15 protein-coding genes and 1 tRNA gene are annotated in these 18,836 nt (G+C 55.8%); 12 read left to right on the top strand and 4 right to left on the bottom strand.

The genetic code is table 11. From position 1 onward, the window contains the following. Nucleotides 1-58: 58 nt before the first annotated feature. Entirely contained in the window at nucleotides 59-688 is a 630-nt protein-coding gene (locus FRY97_RS00485) for a DUF5683 domain-containing protein (RefSeq protein WP_147165448.1), read from the top strand. Here FRY97_RS00485 and FRY97_RS00490 read toward each other — a convergent pair. After that, nucleotides 667-4,692 carry an ATP-binding protein gene (locus FRY97_RS00490; protein ID WP_170254432.1) on the bottom strand — a complete coding sequence of 1,342 codons (4,026 nt, stop codon included), beginning with the start codon at nucleotides 4,690-4,692 and terminating at the stop codon, nucleotides 667-669. The genes FRY97_RS00485 and FRY97_RS00490 overlap by 22 nt on opposite strands. Nucleotides 4,693-5,066: 374 nt before the next feature. Between FRY97_RS00490 and FRY97_RS00495 the strand changes: the two genes are divergently transcribed. After that, nucleotides 5,067-5,867, top strand: coding sequence for an SH3 domain-containing protein (locus FRY97_RS00495; RefSeq protein WP_147165450.1), 801 nt, complete (start codon nucleotides 5,067-5,069; stop codon nucleotides 5,865-5,867). 35 nt (nucleotides 5,868-5,902) lie between these two features. Here the strand turns inward: FRY97_RS00495 and FRY97_RS00500 are convergent, their stop codons facing one another. Then, a complete protein-coding gene (locus FRY97_RS00500; protein ID WP_147165451.1) occupies nucleotides 5,903-7,093 on the bottom strand; it encodes an MFS transporter in 1,191 nt (396 codons plus the stop codon). Between the two features lie 282 nt (nucleotides 7,094-7,375). Here FRY97_RS00500 and FRY97_RS00505 point away from each other — a divergent pair, with 282 nt between their 5' ends. The 10 genes from FRY97_RS00505 to FRY97_RS00550 all read left to right on the top strand — a co-directional run bounded on the left by FRY97_RS00505 (nucleotide 7,376) and on the right by FRY97_RS00550 (nucleotide 14,073). Further along, on the top strand, nucleotides 7,376-8,464 hold the full coding sequence (locus FRY97_RS00505; RefSeq protein ID WP_147165452.1) for an ATP-grasp domain-containing protein: 1,089 nt from the start codon (nucleotides 7,376-7,378) through the stop codon (nucleotides 8,462-8,464). 97 nt (nucleotides 8,465-8,561) lie between these two features. Continuing rightward, entirely contained in the window at nucleotides 8,562-9,116 is a 555-nt protein-coding gene (locus tag FRY97_RS00510; RefSeq protein ID WP_170254433.1) for a tetratricopeptide repeat protein, read from the top strand. After that, nucleotides 9,113-10,075 carry a hypothetical protein gene (locus FRY97_RS00515; RefSeq protein WP_147165454.1) on the top strand — a complete coding sequence of 321 codons (963 nt, stop codon included), beginning with the start codon at nucleotides 9,113-9,115 and terminating at the stop codon, nucleotides 10,073-10,075. The genes FRY97_RS00510 and FRY97_RS00515 overlap by 4 nt, the downstream gene beginning before the upstream one ends. Before the next feature lie 9 nt (nucleotides 10,076-10,084). Continuing rightward, nucleotides 10,085-10,627 (top strand): DUF1697 domain-containing protein, encoded by a 543-nt coding sequence (locus FRY97_RS00520; RefSeq protein ID WP_147165455.1) that lies wholly within the window; start codon nucleotides 10,085-10,087, stop codon nucleotides 10,625-10,627. Between the two features lie 9 nt (nucleotides 10,628-10,636). Continuing rightward, on the top strand, nucleotides 10,637-11,158 hold the full coding sequence (locus FRY97_RS00525) for a gluconokinase (protein ID WP_147165456.1): 522 nt from the start codon (nucleotides 10,637-10,639) through the stop codon (nucleotides 11,156-11,158). A gap of 2 nt (nucleotides 11,159-11,160) precedes the next feature. Further along, on the top strand, nucleotides 11,161-12,480 hold the full coding sequence (locus FRY97_RS00530) for a GntP family permease (RefSeq protein ID WP_246141492.1): 1,320 nt from the start codon (nucleotides 11,161-11,163) through the stop codon (nucleotides 12,478-12,480). A 129-nt stretch (nucleotides 12,481-12,609) separates the two neighbouring features. Beyond that, nucleotides 12,610-12,696 (top strand) — tRNA-Ser (locus tag FRY97_RS00535). Nucleotides 12,697-12,817: 121 nt separating this feature from the next. Then, nucleotides 12,818-13,390, top strand: a complete 573-nt coding sequence (locus tag FRY97_RS00540; RefSeq protein WP_147165458.1) for a hypothetical protein — start codon at nucleotides 12,818-12,820, stop codon at nucleotides 13,388-13,390. Continuing rightward, nucleotides 13,387-13,686: a winged helix-turn-helix domain-containing protein gene (locus FRY97_RS00545; RefSeq protein WP_147165459.1), complete on the top strand. Its 300-nt coding sequence runs from the start codon at nucleotides 13,387-13,389 to the stop codon at nucleotides 13,684-13,686. The genes FRY97_RS00540 and FRY97_RS00545 overlap by 4 nt, the downstream gene beginning before the upstream one ends. 48 nt (nucleotides 13,687-13,734) lie before the next feature. After that, a complete protein-coding gene (locus tag FRY97_RS00550) occupies nucleotides 13,735-14,073 on the top strand; it encodes a potassium transporter KefB (RefSeq protein ID WP_147165460.1) in 339 nt (112 codons plus the stop codon). Between the two features lie 401 nt (nucleotides 14,074-14,474). Here FRY97_RS00550 and FRY97_RS00555 read toward each other — a convergent pair whose 3' ends face one another. Together FRY97_RS00555 and FRY97_RS00560 are read right to left on the bottom strand one after the other, a co-directional pair. Next, nucleotides 14,475-16,397, bottom strand: a complete 1,923-nt coding sequence (locus FRY97_RS00555) for a PKD domain-containing protein (RefSeq protein ID WP_147165461.1) — start codon at nucleotides 16,395-16,397, stop codon at nucleotides 14,475-14,477. Between the two features lie 215 nt (nucleotides 16,398-16,612). Continuing rightward, on the bottom strand, nucleotides 16,613-18,724 hold the full coding sequence (locus FRY97_RS00560) for a T9SS type A sorting domain-containing protein (RefSeq protein WP_147165462.1): 2,112 nt from the start codon (nucleotides 18,722-18,724) through the stop codon (nucleotides 16,613-16,615). Between the last annotated feature and the right edge of the window lie 112 nt (nucleotides 18,725-18,836).

Raw genomic sequence — 18,836 nt, forward strand, 5'->3', positions numbered from 1 at the left:
TTAAACGAGTTAGAACTTTAAACACGTTCTTGCTCTCCCAAATGCCACCCGCTCATTTATGAAGGCTTTGCCCGTTTGTTTTACTGCCCTCTTATCGCTCTGCTTTGCTATTGCAGCCCTTGCCCAGTCGCCGGCGGTAGATACCCTGCCTGGCTTGAGCCAAGCTATGCTAGGCCAGGAAGAAGCGCCTAAGCCCCCCAACTGGTTTCAGCAAGATTACCCAAGCCCTAAAAAAGCAGCGCTGCTCTCGTTGGCACTGCCCGGGGCGGGGCAAGTCTACAACAAAAGATGGTGGAAAGTCCCTTTCGTATACGGCGCTATGGTAGGCATGGGGATCACCATTGACTACAACCAGGACCGGTACCGCAGGCTGCGGGATGCCCTTGAGCTGAAACGCGACAACCTGCCCCATGAATTTTCAGGCACTTCTCTGGATAACACCCGGGCCCTGCGCTCGCTGCGCGATGAGTTTGACAAGAACACACAGCTGGCTTATGTAGGGCTCGTCATCGTTTATGGGCTGCAAGCTATGGAAGCCTTTGTAGATGCCCACCTGAAAGGGTTTGATGTCAATGACGACTTGGGCGGCATCCGCCTAAAGCCCACCGCCGAGTATTATGGCTTTTCCACAGCCCCAGCTATCGGGCTAGGGCTCAGCATCCCTATTCAATCTGGCCGCGGGAAATAAACCGTAAACTGAGCCCCTTTCCCTACCTGGCTTTCCACCTCAATGCGCCCGCCCATTGAGACCACCTGGTTTTTGGTCATATACAGCCCAAGCCCCTGCCCGTCAGCGCTGGAAGCATGCAGGCGGGAGCCAAGCTGGAACAGCTTTTGGCCAAAGCGCTCCATGTCTATGCCCAGCCCATTATCTTTGACCTGCAGCACCGCGCAGCCCTCCTCCTTGAAAGCCTTCAGCTCCAAGTCTTTCTCCTGTGCTGTAGTCCCGTATTTAATGGCATTCGTAAGCAGGTTATGGATGATGCTATCCAAATGGGCAGGAATGGCCATGACTTCCAGGCTGGGGTCGGCATCTACTTTGACCGCTACGCCTTTCTGGCGCAACAACTGATTGTTTAGGCTGATCACCCCATTGATGGTTTCCAGGATATTGCACGGCTTTTTCTCTACCTCGTTCACCTCCCGCTCAAAGTGCAGGAGATAGTTGATATTGGAAACGGTCGCATCCAGATTGTGCACCGTTTGGTCGAGCATTTGAAAATACTCCTTATTGCCTGGGTCAAGGTTGATCATCTCGGTCAGGGCCAGCAGGTTGGCCACAGAAGACCTCATATTGTGAGAAGTCAGGAAAGAAAACTCCCGCAACCGGTTGTTCTGTGCAGTGGTGGTATCCAAGAGGTCACGGAGCTCAAGCTGCCGCTCCGTCCGCAGCCGTATATTGACCAGCATTTGGCCAAATACCTGCAACAAGCGCAGCTCCCGTTCTGTGTACTTGTGGTGCTTGCGCACCGAGTCGAAACCGACAAAGCCAATGCAGGCATCCCCTTTGATCAGGGGCATGGCCAGGATGCTCTTTATGCTCTGGCTCTCTAAGACTTCACGGAGGGCTGGGTTAGGGATGGCCGCCACATCTGGATAGTTCAGGTTGTCCCCAGCAAGGTGGGCTTCTACCCAATCGGAAAGCTCATCGAGCGGCACTTCCTGTAAGTTTTCGATCTGAGGCGTGATGCCTTCGCCACACCACTCGTAGGTATTAGAACAGCTGTTGTGCTCAAAATCGTAATCAAAAATATAGACCCGGTCTGCCGAAACAAAGCGCCCCATTTCTTCCAATGACTGCTGAATGGCGGCTTCTACCTCAGATAAAGGCAGGTTGATGTACTTAGAGGAGATGGCCATGAGGATATCCTGCATATCGTATAGGTAAGCCAGGCGCTCTTCAGAAGCTTTCCGCTCTGTGATATCCCGGCTGATGAGCACTACCTCTTCGCTTTCAGGGGCGAGCTCCCCTTTGGTCTCCACCCAGCGTATGCTGCCATCCCTGGCTTTAAGCCGGTGCTCCGTCTCAAACGATTCCTTCCCGGGAGCATCGGACAGAGCAGCAAGAGCAGCCCTGAACCGGGGCTGATCTTCCTCGTGCAGGAAAGGAAAAAGCGATTGGGCAATGGTATCCCCCTCCTCATAGCCGAAGTTGGCCGACCACGAAGGGGAGACATAAAGGATGGCCCCATCCTGCTTCACTTTCAGTACGCTGTCTCCGATGTAGTTCACCAGCATTTGATAGTCCTGAAGCCCGGAGCGGACCCGGGCTTCCAAAGCCGCATTGTGCTCTGCAAGCCGGCGGCTCTTCCGCTCAAAATGCCGGCGGCGCAGATAGTTTACCCCTACAACTAAGAGCCCCAAAACGCTGAGCACCCCTAGTATCCCATACCATGCTTTGTACCAGACCGGCCACACCTCAACGCTCAGCTCCAACGGGGCACTCCAATGATGGGCCGTAGATTGGCGCGCAAAAATCTGCACTTTTGTCTTCCCCAAAGGAAGGTTGGAAAAGTCAAACACCCCATTCTCTGCGGTACGCTCCAACAGCCCGCCTTTCGACTCCAACACCGCGCGGTAGGAGGTCAACATATTGGGATAGCCAGCGCTCAGCACCTTGACAGCAAGGTAATCACCGGTGTTTTTATTGATCCTGCGGCCCCCATCAGCAGCAGATACACCTTCCGAGGCTTCTATATTCAAAATAAAAGGGCGAAGGGAGGCCATGACAGGCATTTGGGAAGGTGCACAGGCCAGGCCGTCCGGAGTGCCCGCGTACAATTTGCCAGCCGTGCTTGCGTGCAGTGCCCTCCAATTGACCTGACGGGAGGGCAGGCCATGCATATTGGTGTACGTATGCACCTGGCCTCCGCGCAAAAGGTTCAGCCCGTTAGCATTAGCGAACCAGATACTGCCGTCGGAAGTTGGGGCAATGGCTAATGCAGACATGCCCTCCGTTTCTGGCAGGGCCAGCTGTGCCATGTGGCTGGAATCTGGCCAATAGTGGAACAGGCCTAGCGTGGTCCCAAGAAAAAGCCCCCCATGCCCATCTGACTCCATGTCGACCAGCCGAAAGGTTTGGTCTGGGGTCGCACCAACTGTGGCCGAGACATTCTCAAAGCGGTCTGCAGCAGGGTTGTAACGGAACAGCAACCGGGACTCATCCTGGCCGCCAGCGTATAGCACGCCCAACCCTGGGTCAAAATAGACATACTCCACGTTTGCCGTTTCCAGCCCCTGCACTGCGGTATAAGTACGCAAGGAACCATCTATCCCCAGGCGGGCCAAGCCTGGGGCATCAGCCTGGCAAAACCAGATGCTGCCGTCTGCGCTTCGCGCACCTGCATATACTTCTTTGCCTACCCCAGACAAATCCGCCTCCCTTAAGATAGCGCCGTTGTCATAAGACAATAACCTGACCTGTCCGCCTGCACCCATAGCCCAAAGGCCTTCCTCCTCCGCAAGCAGCCCATAAATATCAAAACCGGGATCCGCAAAGAGGCCGAATGAGCGCCCACCGCTCTTTGAAGCAAAAACCTTTCCTGCCCCTGCATAAAACACACGGGCCCCATATTCGGCAATCGAATTGATGTATACCTCCTGATGCCGTACCGGCTCAAAAGCATTGGGGGCCAGCAGGGCAAGCCCATTGTCTGTCCCTATCCATATTTCCCCGTTCTCCTCAAGGCTGGCGCTGGTAAATGACAGCTCTTCAAATGCTAAAGGGACAAAACGGGGCGCTCCGCCCCCCGCCATCAAACGGTAAACACCAACGTTCCGAATGGCCGTCAGCACCTGCCCGCCCCCCTCCTTGGCCATGCTGATGCAGTGCTCATCCAGCAAAAGCCTGGTCCGGGCCAAAGTGCCGTCAGGGTTGAAGTATAAGGCATAAACACCGCTGTAAGTGGCAATCCATACCTCGCCTTTGCCTAAGCTCATAGCTTGGTTCACCCCCCTTGGCAATTGCTGCAACGGGCCTTCGAAAGCCCCCTGCTCTTCACGGAAACGGAACAGCCCCCCATTCTGTGAGATCGCAAAAAGATGGCCCTGCCCGTCCTCCACTATTGAAAAAGAGCGGATGAAATCTGTACTGTGCCACCGGGCCGGAAAGGCAAAAGCCTCAAAGCCACCCGCTTCTGAATACCGATAGACCTGCCCGTTGTTCGAGGTCCATAGCTTGCCGTGGCTATCTATATAGATTTTTTTGGTTAGCCTGGGGCCGTTTTCTCCCAGCTCCTTTACAGCAGGCGCATGAAGGTCCGGATCGAGCATAAAAAGCCCTTCATCAGAGGAAAGGAGCAGCTGCCCCTCCCACGGGGCGATATCCTTGATAAACTTCACCGGCAGCTGATCAAAGAAATGTTCAAACTCCAGCCCGTTGTACCGGATGAGCCCACCGTCTGTGCCTATCCACACCAAGCCATTGGGGTCTTTGGCCACAGCCTTCACCAGCGTGCTCCGCATGCCGTCGAGCTCGTTGTACTCAAATAGATTGTAATGCTGTGCCCCAGCTGTAGAAGTGGCGAGTAATAGCTGAAACAGCACCGCCGTATAAACCATTACTGCCCGGCAAACCCATGGGCGCCCCTTAAAATGAAGCCCCCCTGCGCCCAGCCTTAGCCCAGGTGCCAACTGCACGTTTTGCCCTCGCCTGCGGGGCAGGGTACGAGCACCGAAAATTAGCTGCGTCATACGATCATGAATCTTGAAAAGGCATGCCATTCGGCATCAAAGGCTTGTACCATAATGCTCCAGATTGGCACATCGGCCGCTCGGTGGCTGTCCGGGGCAGGATAGACCGCTTTTTTGGGGGCTCCCCCCGCCTGACAGCGTGGGGCGCTACGCTCCGGGGCTCGCTATCCGCTCGGCCCTGATGGGCTTCCACCCCTGCGCATCGCTAGCCCGGTGCCAGCCTTAAGGTGCATTATCCAATATTTGCCGCCTTGGGGCCTATACGCCCTACACTTTCTCTCTAAATGTAGGTTTTTGAAGGTGAAAATCACAAAATCAGGGCGTATAGCTGTGCCAATTCCACTAATTTAGTGCAAAACCAACCGCTTCCTAACATGATACGCCTGATTTGCTTTTCAATAATCGCCCTCAGCATGGCCAGCTGCCAACAGCCAGCCTCCGCCGACGGCAGCAAAAAACCGGCAGCACTTACGCCCTCCCCTGATGAGGCAGCCCTGCTCGCACAACAGTACGCGGCCTTTGCCAAAGCACGAGAAAACCCGATGCCAACAGCACAGGTCATGGAAAAAGGCAAGCTCTACCCGGTAGATGAAGCCCCGCTCGATACCGCTTTCTTTGTCTACCGTGAACAGCTCCGACAGGCCTTGGCCCAGCATGATGTCCTCAGCCTGCTCGACGCAGTAGCGCAAGACGTGAAAATCCACTACGCTTCAGAAAATGGGGTAGCTGACTTCATCAGCCGGTTTGGGCTCGACAGCAACGAGCCTGATACGCTAGAGGTTTGGGCTTTGCTCGAAGGCGTGCTTGAACAGGGCGGCACTTTCTCTCCAGGCCAAAAATCCTTCTCGGCCCCCTATTACTTTTCCCTTTGGCCGGAAAGCGCCGATGCCGCAACTGAGATCGCCATCACTGGCAAAGGGGTGAGAGTGCGTGCCCAGCCAAGCCTGAACAGCGAGGTCGTTACAACCGTCTCCTACCCTATTGTTGAGCTCCTGGGCTTTGAAAAGGAAGAAGCCATTGGCGGGCAGGTTTTCCCTTGGCTGCACATCCGCCTGCGAGATGGGAAAGAGGGATATGTCTTTGGGCAATTTGCCGGCTACCCTATGGGCCACCGCGCAACCTTCGAACAGCGGGAAGGCCAGTGGGCACTGACTTATCTACTGACGGGCAGCTAGCAGAACAGCTAATTCCGCTGAGCTGTATGCCTCCCCTAAGCCCCTGCAGGAGGAGAAAGGCGGCGCTGAATAAGCCGGACTGCCAACAGCAGGCAGACGATCATCAAGGCTCCACTCCCCAAGTAAGGCAGCTGATAATGCAGGCCATAGAGCCAGCCCCCAAGAAATGGGCCAATGACCCGCCCCAATGAACTCACCGACTGCCCAAGCCCTAGTATGCGCCCTTGCTCCCCCTCCCCTGCCGCCTTCGACAGCAAAGATGTGATGGTAGGCGTCAAAGCCCCATTCCCCAGCGCAATGACCACAATCGCCAAAAGTTCTAAAGGGATAAAAAGGGATACGGGAATAAATGGAAGGGCAGTAAGGCCAACAAACATCAACACATAGCCCGCCACCAAAAGCTTGCGGTCGCCAAAAGTGCGGGAAGCCCACCCCACAAGCCCGCCCTGTACAATGGCCGTGACTACCCCGAGGAAAGCAAAGGTGTAGCCTACCTGAGCTTCGCTCAGCCCATAGTGCTCTTCCCAAAGCAGTGCCACTGAAACGGTCATTAGAGAAAAGGCAGCTATAAAAATAAAGTTGATCGTCAACAGCTCTCCAATGACCGGCTTGCCCAGGCCATAGCGATAATCGGCCAATGGGTTTTCGAACAGCGGCCCGGCTGCCTTCCGGGGCTCCTTCAGGCTTTCGCCTAAAAGGAAATAAGCCATCAGCAGATTAGCCCCGCAGAAAGCAGCAGCCGTGTACCCGACCGAAGCAATGCCGTAAGCGCTCTTGAGGAAGCCCCCAAGGGGCGGGCCAAAGATGAAGCCCAGCCCGAAAGCTGCTCCAATGATGCCAAAAGCCCTTGCCCGCTTGTCGGGCGGCGTGATATCGCTGATGTATGCCTGAGCAGCCGAAATATTGGCCGAGCCTATGCCTGCCACAATACGGGCCAGGAACAGAAGGCTCAGGGTGGCAGCATGCGCAAACACCAAATACCCTATCCCGGTGATCAAAATGCTGATGAGCAGAATGGGCTTCCGCCCCATTCGGTCGCTGAGGTTGCCCCAAAATGGGGCGATCAAGAACTGCATAAACGAAAAACTGGCTGCGACCAGGCCGATCTCTGCGCCTGATGCCCCAAGCTCGTTCGCATAAATAGGAAGGATAGGTATGATCAAGCCAAACCCCAACAAGTCGATGAATATCGTCACGAATAAAACAAGTAGGGGAGATTGCCTCATAGGTATTGCATTTGAACGGAAAGTTAGCCAATTTGACCCCGTCTACGTAAGCACCGGGCCATACTTTTGCCTGAACAGCAATACGAAGCGCTTGTTTGGAGCGGTTTCGTCATAAAATCAAGTATTTATGCCCCCTGCTGTGCCAGCATGGCAGCAGGGTTCTGGCCAAACCGCTAAATTTGAGTTTAGCGAGGAAGCCATATTCATAAAGCATTGATTTACAATAGAAACAAACTCCTGATATACGCTAAGGCCTGGTTCTAACTTCGTAGCAGAGATTGCATGAAAAATGACCTTAGCGTACTGGTCCTGACCGACCACCGCAATCATTCGGAGCACAACTCCGTGTATGCCCTCTGCAGCGAGCTGCGCAAGCTGCCGGGCATTTCTTCCATTCATGTGGCCAGCCGGGGCAACCCTGCCAATGATGGCTTCTTCTACCATTTTTCCACTACATCGGTGCGCGCTTGGAGCCTGGAAGGGGAAATGGCGTTTCAGCACGGCCCTTACCGGTTCATGCAGGAGACCGTCCCCGCTGACATCCGTGAGTACGATTGGGTCTGGCTCCGCCTCCCCTATCCTATACCAGACGGTTTCTTCGCTTTCCTGCGCAATACCATCGATGAGCAGCGGATCTTCAACCGGCCTAGCGGTATTGAAGCTACCTCCTCCAAAGCCTTCCTGACGCAGTGGCCTCAGCTCAGCCCCGATACCCGCCTGTGCCAGAACATGAGCGATGTGATGGATATGCAGTCCGCCTTCCCCATTGTCCTCAAGCCTCTGCACAGCTATGGCGGCCAGGGCATCCTCAGGATAAAAGACGGGCGGGTAATGGACAACCGCCGCTACCGCCCCCTGGAAGCTTACCGGCATGTGCTGGAAACCGGCTTTGGCCAGGGCGGGTACCTGGGCATGCGCTACCTGCGCAATGTCCGGAAAGGCGATAAAAGGGTCATCGTCATTAATGGCCAAATTTTAGGGGCCGTCCTCCGCATCCCCCCAAAAGGGTCTTGGCTCTGCAACGCCGCACAGGGGGGGCAGGCCGTGCTTTCACAAGCAGACGAACGCGAGCAGTGGATGGTGAAGGAACTGTCGAGAGCGCTCCTCCCCTTGGGCATTGTGATGTTCGGAATGGATACTCTAGTTGACGATGAAGGGCTCCGTGTGCTCTCTGAAGTGAATACCCTGAGCATAGGCGGCGTCAAACCCCTGGAAGACCTCTCCGGGCAGCCACTAGTCAGGACTGCTGCTCAGGGCCTGCTACAGTACATGAACCGGAACACGCCTGCACCTACCGCAAATACTCCGGTTTTTAAAGGGCCTGCTGCCTATGCCCAGCCAGAATTGTTATTTAGGGCGACATTTTCGTAACTTGGAATCTGCCCGCACTAAAAGAGCGGGCAGGTCCCCGGATATGGATGCTGACACCATAAAACAATACATTGCAAAAGGGCAACTCAAAAGGGCTGTGGATGCCTACGCCAATTGGCTGGGCACACCGGAGGCCCTCTCTTTTCAGCGCCTCCTCGCTGAAAAAGAGCAGAACTACCTGCTCGGGCTGCTCCCAGCCGAACACCTCGACCATGCCAGGAACAAAATCAGCATGGGCGTGCTGCAAGCCCTTGCCCACCTCGACAAAGGACAAGGGGGCACTCCACGCAAGCAGTTGGCGGTAGATCTGTTCCTGCTCGCCCAAAAAGCGCAGCAAAACGGCCGCACAGAACAAGCCATTCAATTCCTGACCCGCTGTATTGATGCTGCTCCCGATTTTACAGAAGCCTATATCGAAAGGGGCGTTGCCCGCTGCTCCTTAGAGGCGCCTGACCCCGCCGGAGCCCTCGAAGACTACGCTCAGGCATTGGCACAAGTGCCGGGGCACCCGCTCGCCCTGCTCAACCGGGGCATCGCTTATGCCCGCTACCTCGAGGATATCCCCGCTGCAGTCAGCGATTGGGAGGCTGCCGCCGGACAAGGGCTGGACATCGCAAAGCACTACATCGCCCAATACAAACCGTACTTATGAAAAGCCTCCTGACCAGCCTGTTGGCGGCATGCCTCTTCCTTGCTTGTGGCGGGCCTACGCCTGCCCCCCCAAAGCCGCCGCCCTTACAACCTGTCTCGACCAGCGACCTCCTCATCTGGGCCGGACAGCAAGAGCAGGTATACAAAAGCAGCAGCTATTCTGCCTACTATAAAGAAGCGCTGAAACGAGGCACCCAGATCAGCAACAGCCAGAAAATCGCACAGCTGCCGGCACAGGCCAAAATTGGTTTCGTCCTTCCTAAAGGGGCTGCCGCTGCCACAGCGGACGAGATGGGGCTGCTGCTCAAGAGCATCATGCGCAAGCCCAACCGCAATCAGATCATTGCCGGGCTTGTCGCAGCGGGCGCGATCGGAGGGGTTTACCTTTTGGAAGAAGAAGGGACAGCAGAGCCCTCAAAAATAGGGGCAGGGGCGTCAGCAGTGCCCCTGCCGGCCAACTCCCTTTCTGATGAGCAGATCGCCCGATTGCTCAAAAGCTACAAAATGCCTCAGGCCCAAGCCGAAGCGCTCGCGGCCTCCGCTGAGCAAAGTGCAGCCCAAAACCTCACGATCAAACAACAGCCTCGTCCAGCACGCATTGAGGAAGCCAATGTCTCTATCGCATTTAGGTTTGGCCAGAAAGGGGCCGAGCTGCAGGTGAAGCCATTTCTCCCTGCCCACCCCAAAGCCAGCTGCTTCGTGCAGGTGCGTGCTGCCTTCCCAAACGGGCTGCCAATAAAAGATACAAATGGGCTGATGGCACTGCCGGATGGCAGCGTGGGCGCCCGGCACGAAATCCCGCCTGCTTCTACTCCGGTCTCTTTTGCGCTGTCTCCCATCCGGCTGTTTTTCCCCCTGGCCGAGCTGCACACTCCTTTGCGCCCAGTTCAGTTTGTAGTGGAAATTCTGGATGAGGAAAACAATAGCCTGGCGGAGCCCCAATTTGTTTTATTGAAATAAATCTGGCTTATGCAAACCTTTGTAGTTTTTTTGAGGGGCATCAACGTTGGCGGGCAAAGGCCTGTGAAAATGGCCGAGCTACGGGAAGCCTTGGAGCAGGGAGGCTTCCTTAACGTCCGCACCTATATTCAAAGCGGCAATATAGCCCTACAGTCCACAGAAGGCAGCCCCGCTCAGGTCAGCCAAAAGGTGCAGCAGTGTATCTTAAACCGCTTTGGCTTTGAAGTCCCCGCCTGCACGCTCAGCCGGCAAGCATTGTCGGTATTGCATAAAAAGCTGCCCTTTGCCGAAGCAGCAGCGCAAGCGCCTACCAAGGTCTTGGCCAGCCTATGGCAGGCCCCGCCTCCACCTGAACACTTGCAGCGGCTGCAAAGCCTGGACTGCGGCAGGGAAGAGTTCGAGGCTGGCGCCCATGGTGTTTACCTGCATTGCCCGGACGGCTATGGCAGGGCAAAGCTGAACAACAACTACCTGGAAAAAATACTCGATGCCCCACTCACTACACGCAACTGGAAAACCATCCGGAAAATGCTGGATGTCGCTTCGCTTTAAATAAGCATTATGTTGTCTATCCCACACCGCCCCACCGTTATCTACCTAATGGGCGTTTCCGGCAGCGGCAAGACTACCGTCGGGAAGCTGCTCCAACAGCAATCGGGCATCCCTTTCTATGATGGGGACGACTTCCACCCTCCAGCCAATATCAAAAAAATGAGCTCGGGCTATCCGCTCGACGACCAAGACCGCAGCGGCTGGCTGTCCGCTATCCACTTGTTCGTGCAAGAGCATTTGTCCTCTGGGAAATCTTTGGCTGTAGCCTGCTCCGCCCTTAAAGCCCGGTATAGGGAACAGCTCTCGGCCGGACTGCCCGGGCAGGTACACTGGGTTTACCTGGAAGGGACTTTCGAGCACATTTCCGCGCGGCTCCAATCCCGCCAAGGCCATTTCATGCCGCCCGCCTTGTTGCAATCTCAGTTTGACGACCTGGAGCCCCCGCACATAGCCCTGCGTTACAGCATTCAACAGCCCGCAGCCGATATCGCAAAGAGCCTCCTTCAACACTTAACTGCAACTCGACAATGACAATGACACCTATAATGGGCACCCTGGCCGGAATTGCCCTGCTCCTGGCCCTCATTTTGCGGTTCAAGCTGCCGGCTTTCCTCTCGCTCCTCATAGCCAGCATGGTGGCGGGCATCCTCGGCGGGCTGCCGGCTGCAGCCCTGCTGCGCAGCATGCAGGAAGGCATGGGCGGCACCCTCGGCTTTGTGGCCACTGTTGTGGGGCTGGGCGCTATCTTCGGCAGCCTCCTCGAACAGGCGGGCGGGCCGAAGGCTATTGCCAGTTTCCTGTTACAGCGTTTTGGGGCAGGCCAGGCCCCGCTAGCGATGGTACTCACTGGTTTTGTGGTAGCCATCCCTGTTTTTTTTGACGTTGCCTTCATCATACTCGTGCCCATTGTTTACGCACTACAGCGCCGTACGGGAGAGTCGCTACTGAAATACGGCATCCCACTCCTCGCGGGGCTGGCTGCAACCCACACCTTTATCCCGCCCACGCCTGGCCCAATCGCTGTAGCAGACATCCTTGGCGCAGACCTGGGGTGGGTCATCTTAGCCGGTGCCCTTGCCGGGCTGCCCGCAGTGCTTGTAGCAGGGCTATTCTATGGCCGGTACATCAGCCGCCAAATCAAGGTGCCTGCCCCACCGGCAGCAGATGAAGGGCCCTCTGCTGCAGCCGCCACCTCTTCCCCCGGGCCTTTTTTTGCAATTATCGGCCTGCCGATTGTACTTATCTTGGCGCAGACCATCTCCGGCAGCCTACTGCCTGCACCTCCCCCGCTTGTCGTTTTTTTGGGGCACCCCTTTACAGCCCTCCTGCTGGCCAACCTGCTGGCCTGGTACTGGCTTGGCATAAAAAAAGGGAAAAAACCTGCCGAGCTGCTGCAAGTGAGCGCCCAATCTTTACAACCCGCAGGGAGCATTATCCTGCTCACCGGGGCAGGGGGGGTGTTCAAACAAGTATTGGTCGATACCGGGGCGGGCGAACAAATTGCCAGCGGCATGGCGGCCTACGGGCTGCCGGTCATACTGTTCGCCTTCCTGTCCGCAGCCTTGGTCCGGGTAGCACAGGGCTCTGCCACGGTTGCTATGATCACAGGGGCTAGCCTATGTGCCCCCTTGCTGGCCGGCAGCAGCCCGTCTCCTGGCCAACTGGCCGCACTGGCCATAGCTACAGCATCCGGGGCTTCTGTCCTCTCCCATGTCAATGACAGCGGCTTCTGGCTCGTAAAGTCTTACCTCGGGCTGGACGAAAAACAAACGTTCCAATCTTGGACGGTGATGATTACCCTGCTTGCGCTGACCGGATTTGCCGGTGCCTGCCTTTTGTACTGGATTTTTTAGCCCGGCAATTTATTCACCTGCAGGCACTTGCAAGGCGCTCTGCTTTTTTTGAGAATTATTTTCCACTGGCCCTTGTAGCTTTTCAGCAAACCCTTTATCTTTGCCATCGCTTTCGAAAAAAAGCACTCAGGAGGAGTGGCAGAGCGGTTGAATGCACCGGTCTTGAAAACCGGCATGGGTTTACGCCCATCGGGGGTTCGAATCCCTCCTCCTCCGCCCAAAAGCCTGCAGGCATAGCCTGTGGGCTTTTTTTATGCCTTATACTACCCTCCTATCTCGCAACTTTCGAACCCCAGCTGCCTTCCTTTATTATTAACTTTGCGTTTCAAAGTACTTTATGGATACAATAGACCAAAATTTGCGGGCTATCCGGTCGCTCATGGAGCGGAGCACCCGATTTACTTCCATATCTGGCATCTCCGGGGTATTGGCCGGTGCCTACGCATTGGCAGGCGCTTGGGCGGCGGAGGTATACTTCCTGCCTGCTGGAGCAAAAGGGGCTATGGTATTTACCGCCCTGCTCATCCTCAGCTTGGCACTTTTGACCGCAGGGCTGCTCAGCTACCGGAATGCGCGCCGGCATGGGGAGCGCATCAACAGCAGGCCGGTGCGGCTACTGCTCAGCAGCTTAGGCTTGCCGCTGCTGGCCGGCGGGGTTTTTACCCTGCTCCTGCTGGAACAAGGCTATCTGGGACTGCTTTCTGGCAGTATGCTGGCCTTTTACGGGCTGGCGCTGATCAACGCCAGCAAGTACACCGCCGCTTACATAAAGAAGCTGGGCGTATTGCAGACCGCCCTAGGGCTGATGGCTGTGGCCTGGCCAGCCCACAGCCTGCTGCTTTGGAGCCTTGGTTTTGGCTGGCTGCATATCGGGTTCGGCTTTTATGTTCACTGGAAGCATGAGCCATGAAGAGCCCAATAGAAGGATTGCGCAAGGAGTTTGAGAACCGGGTAAAGCTCGGGGCCATGTCCATGCTGGCCGTTAATGATAATATGGGGTTCAATGAGCTCAAGGCCCTGCTCGAAGTAACGGATGGGAACTTGTCCAGCCATTTGCACGGATTAGAAAAGGCTGGGTTCATCAGGGTCAGCAAAACTTTTGCAGGGCGGAAGCCACAGACTACTTATGCCATGACCTCTAAAGGCAGGGAAGCGTTTGAGAGCCACCTGGCTGCACTAGAGGCACTGATCCGGCAGCTCAAATAATTTTTTTACTCTTTACTTTGTTTTTCAAAGTAGTTTAAAACCTAAAGTATGAAGATTGCCACGTTTTCCCTTTACCGGCTCCTGCAGGAGCCTGCGCTTTGGAGAAGCGCAACAACTGGCGCCCTGATCGGGCTTTTCCTGATCGCAGCATTTCTGTTCTCAGCGGATGAGGGCAGCCCAGGATGGGGCCCATATTGGATGGCAAGGCCGTTGATCGTTGTGCCTATTGCAGGGGCTGCCTGTGGCGTATGCGCCTACTTGCTGGCCCCATTGAGACAGGCTGAGGGCTGGAAGGGGGCAATGGGTTTTTTACTCACCTTCCTGGTTTACCTGATCGGGCTGTGGCTGGGCACTGTGGCTGGGCTGGATGGCACCTACTGGAACTGATGGGCTATGTATTTAGCAGCAAATCCTGTTACTGCTGGGCTGCGTACAGGCGCTTTCACCTTTAGCGGGCCAAACGTTGACTGCGGCCGGCAGCCTACGTTTGCCCGGCCTTTCCGTAACAGGGTAGACAGCGCGCAGCCGGCAAGCCGGATACATGCGCGCTCTCCACTGGGAAGCCCCTCCCCTTTTGGCCTTGAGCTGCTTCTACCATGGCATCGGACTAGCGATGTGGAGGGGTGGCAAGCCCGGCAGGGCCGAGCGGGCAGCGAGCCCCGGAACGTAGCGACCCCTGCCCGTCAGGCAGGGGTAGGCCCCAAAGAACAATGGCAGATGGGCTGTGCCTGCGATCGTTGTAAAAGAAAAAGCCCCAGCTTGTCAAGAACAGGCCGGGGCAAAAAAGTCTATCTAACTATCAAAAGTTCACCGGTGAGCAAGTCTGGGCTTTCATCCGGGAAGACACTGTAGGCGATGACGTAGGTGTAGGTGCCTGTGCCAGCGGGCGTGCCGTCTGCTGCCAGCCCGTCCCATTTAGCATCTGGATCTGTAGACTCAAAAATCATCCCGCCCCATCGGTCATAGATATTGAGCTGGTACCCATAAAGCAAGCCTATATAACCAATGCCGAAATAGTCGTTGACCCCGTCGTCGTTGGGGGAAAAAGCGGAAGGCGAATAGATGCGCACTGCGTTATCGACGGTTATGAGCTGAGTGGTGCTGTCTTGGCAATTGCCTGCAGCTGTGACGACCAAGCCCGCTTCGTACTGGCCGGGCTGCAGATAGGTGTGCAGGGGGGCGGGAGATGAGCTGAAAGCGCCATCACCAAACGACCATTCCCACTGGTAGACCAAGGCCTGTGTCTCATCTATGAAGCTCACCTCGTTGTTGACGCGGTCGGGGGCTTCAGGGGTAAAACTGAAAGCTGCTTCTGGCTGAGGGTAAACCCTAACTGCCTCGGGGATGGAGTCCTGCACGGTACAGCCTTCGAAGTAGGTAACGCTCACCCTGAGGTCGAAGGTGCCGGTATCAGCGTAGGTATGCACCGCGGCAAGCGGGGTTTCTGATACACCGCCATCGCCGAATGCCCATTGGTAGGACATGCCGGGCTCCTGGCCTTGGTCAGAAAAGGAGACTTCGAGCGGGGCACAGCCCGAAACAGTAGTGAAAGACCATACCGGGGAAGGCGCTTCCAATATTTCGACACTGACTACCCGGTCTGAAGCGCAGCCTGCATCTGCATCAAAAAACACATCTACTACCCCTGGGCCGGCAGCCTGAGGGTCGAAAACGCCATTGGCCGGGCCTGAAACCCCTGGCCCAGACCAGGTGCCGGCCTCGCCGCCCCCGAGCTGTACCGCCTCCGAGGCCGTGCACAGGAGCGCTGAATAGGTTTCCAGCTGGGGCGGTATAATAGAAAGCTGTACAGAATCAACAGCCGTACAGCCCCACTCCCCTGTAGCGGTCACCCGGTAGGTCACAGGCCCGTCAGGAGCGGCCCAAACCGTGCTGGCGGTACCTGATGAAGCCCCATTTTCCCAGCTCAGGGGATAATTGGAGGCGAACTCCAACTGAATGCTGTCGCCAGGGCATAGGGCTTGGTCTTCCGGTACTTCTACCGAGACCTGCCGAACGGAGACTTCATCGAACCAAGCGTAGAAGCCGATCATGAAGGCATCCGTGTAAGCGTTGTAAGTGGCATCCGCCACATTGCCCATAAAACCGATGAAGAGGTAGCGGTAAGGCGCGTCGGCTGTAAAAGTCAGCTCTACCTTTTGCCACTCGCTCCCAGCAATGACTTGAGGAGTAGCGACCCATTGGTTCTCGTAGAAAGAAAAATCTGAGAGGTTGGGGTTGAAAGCCGGCAGCTGGGACTCAGAGAAGCAAACGCCCCATTGGTTGGTCTCCATGAGCTGGCCCGGGCGGTCTTTTTTATTCTGTACCCAGAACGAAATTTCGTAGCACTCGCCGGGCACGAGGGGCTCAAGCAGTTCTGTGCCTGCCCACTCTTTGGACCCGTCGGGCCCATTGCCTTTCCAAGCGCCGAGGACTCCCCCCCCGGCAAAAGGGAAGCCGCAATTGGTGAACCCCTGGCCCACAGCGCAGGTAGTATCCAGCCCGGTCAGGTTGGAGCCTGCGCCGTTATCTACATGGTGATGATCTGTAGTACCGTTGGCATTGTACCAATGCGTAAGCCCAGACATGGTTGCCGGGAAGCCCGTGGTGCCGTCCCAGTCTTCAAACCCTGGGTCCGGGATGAGGTTTTGTTGTGCAGGCAGCTGCACCCATGCGGCGGATAAAAGGATGAGGTATAAACAGGTTCTTAGCATAGCATACACTTTAGCTGCCCGCAAGCTGGGCAATAGCCCTCAGGCATTATTGGATGTGCCCAGAGTGCTCAAATGGAAGAGGCAGCGGCAGGAGCCAAGCCCCCGGAAGCTGCGTTTGGTTTCAAAATTACGGATTTTGATGAGCCCTCTCCCTGTTGCTATAAAGGGGCTGGCACAAAAAGCCAGCCCCTTTTATGTGCCTATTTGTGTGTTTCCTATTCTACGATCAGCCGCTTGGCAGCTACGCCTTCTGCGGTTTGAATAGCCAGGATATATAAGCCGGCTGGCAGGCCAGCAATATTGATCACGGCCTGGTTTTGATTGAAATCAAGTGCCAGCTGCTGCAACTGACGGCCGGTAGCATCCAAGAGCTGTACCGCCTGGGCCTGTACGGCTGGGCCAGTTACCTCGAGTACTACTTCAGTGCCGCTTGCAGGGTTGGGGTAAAGCTCGAAACGGGACGCCAGCGCTGTCTCCCGGACGCTGACCACCAGGTCCATGCCATCACAATCTTCATCTACGCCGTTGTTCGGGATCTCTTCTGCCCCGGGGAAGATATCGGGGTTGTCATCATCACAATCATCACCTGCTGATTCTTCAGAGAACCCATCAGGGGCTGTTGTGCCAAAACATACTTCCTGCCTGCCATTATCATAGCCATCGCCATCTGCATCGACAAACAGGAGGGCCAGCTGAAACGTCTCCGGATCGGTATCGTCGCAGTCACTGCCTGCTGATTCTTCAGAGAACCCATCAGGGGCTGCTGTGCCAAAACACACCTCCTGCTGTCCATCATCGTAGCCATCGCCGTCTGCATCGACAAACAGGAGGGCCAGCTGAAATGCTTCTGAGTCGGTATCATCACAGTCGGTGCCATTGGTCTCCATTGTGTAGCCTGCTGGCACCTCGTCTCCCATACAGATTACCGCCTGCCCATCGTCATAGCCATCGCCGTCTGCATCGACAAACAGCTCCACCTCTTGGAAGACCGCAGCATCGAGGTCGTCGCAGTCTTGGTCAAAGCGTACGCCGTCCATATCTTGGTCAATGAAGTTGCCGTAGCGGATGAAGGTGAGGTCGTTGCCCGTCTGCGGGGTAGCGGTAGCGCCTACGAGCAGCACTTTGCCGTCGGGCTGTACAGTGCAGCCATTGGAAAAAGCGAAGAAATCAGAAGTGGGGGTAGTCACAAAGCCGTTGTCGCCCCAAGTAGAATCCACAACGCCCAAGGCGTCAAGGCGGGCAGAGAAGAAAGCACGGGGCGGGCCAAAGAAGAAGGTACCCCCGCTTTCTCCCCCGACGATGATCTTGCCATCTTGCTGTACCGCAATGGAGAGGCCGACATCGTTGATGCCATAGTTCATGAGGGTAGCCCCATTGGTGCCGAACGCCATGTTGGGCGTACCATCTTGGTTATAGGCAGCAACTACGGCATCAAATCCTTGGCCTCCGAGATTGTTGCCAGCGACGAGTATATTGCCATTAGGGTGCACCGTCATACCGTAGCCTTTGCCCTGAAAAGGGGCCAATACCACACCGCCTGTGCCGAAGGTTGTATCCAGGCCAGTGCCATCTGCAAGCACTTTGTACAGTGCAATGCGGTCTGAGCCGGCAGGCACTGCACGGCCAGAGACCACGAGGTTGCCATCGGCTAATATCTCCAGCTGCAGGCTCTCGTTGCGGGTGCTGTCTGTATTCCAAAAGAACGCCCCCTGATCGGCCCAAGTGCTATCTACATGGCCATCGGCATCCAGCTTCACTACGGTATTGCTCGCAAAGGAAAAACCGGGCACGCCAGTATCTCCGGTCAAGAAGATGGTGCCGTCTTCACTGACCGCCATGGCGCGGGCATAATCGTTGCCGGCCCCAGTGCGGATAACCCGTGCGCCATTCTCTGCGAACGTAGAGTCCAACAAGCCATCCTTGGTCAGCTTGTAAACAAAGAAATCCGTATCAGCTGGCTCAAGCCCGAAAGAGCCGCAGGCCAGGATACTGCCATCTTCGAGCAGCTTGATGTCATAGCCGAGATCGGACACACCGGGGTTGTCGTACAAGAAAGCGCCATTGTCTGCGAATGTAGAATCCAGGCTGCCATCTTCGTTGATACGGACGACGCCCAGCTCGAAGTTGTTGTCGCGTGTCATAGAGGCAACAGCAAGGATTTTGCCGTCAGGCTGTACTACAATACCGTTGCCCGTTTCGGTCTGCCCGAAGAAATCGAGCAGGGCAATGCCATCACCGGCAAAAGTGGAATCAGGAGTGCCGTCCTGAGCAGAAAGCGGCAGGTAGGGGAAAAGCCCTATAGCCAGTAGTGTAATGATCTTTTTCATGTGGTGTGCTTATACAGTTGATGTTAAACAGAACTTTTGATTTCCTCATCCGCCACAGTTGGGCAAAGGAAATATTGGTTTTTAAAGACTTGGCAAAATTAGGGGCGGGAAA

Source organism: Phaeodactylibacter luteus, assembly GCF_007993045.1.
In the GTDB taxonomy this organism is placed as follows: domain Bacteria; phylum Bacteroidota; class Bacteroidia; order Chitinophagales; family Saprospiraceae; genus Phaeodactylibacter; species Phaeodactylibacter luteus.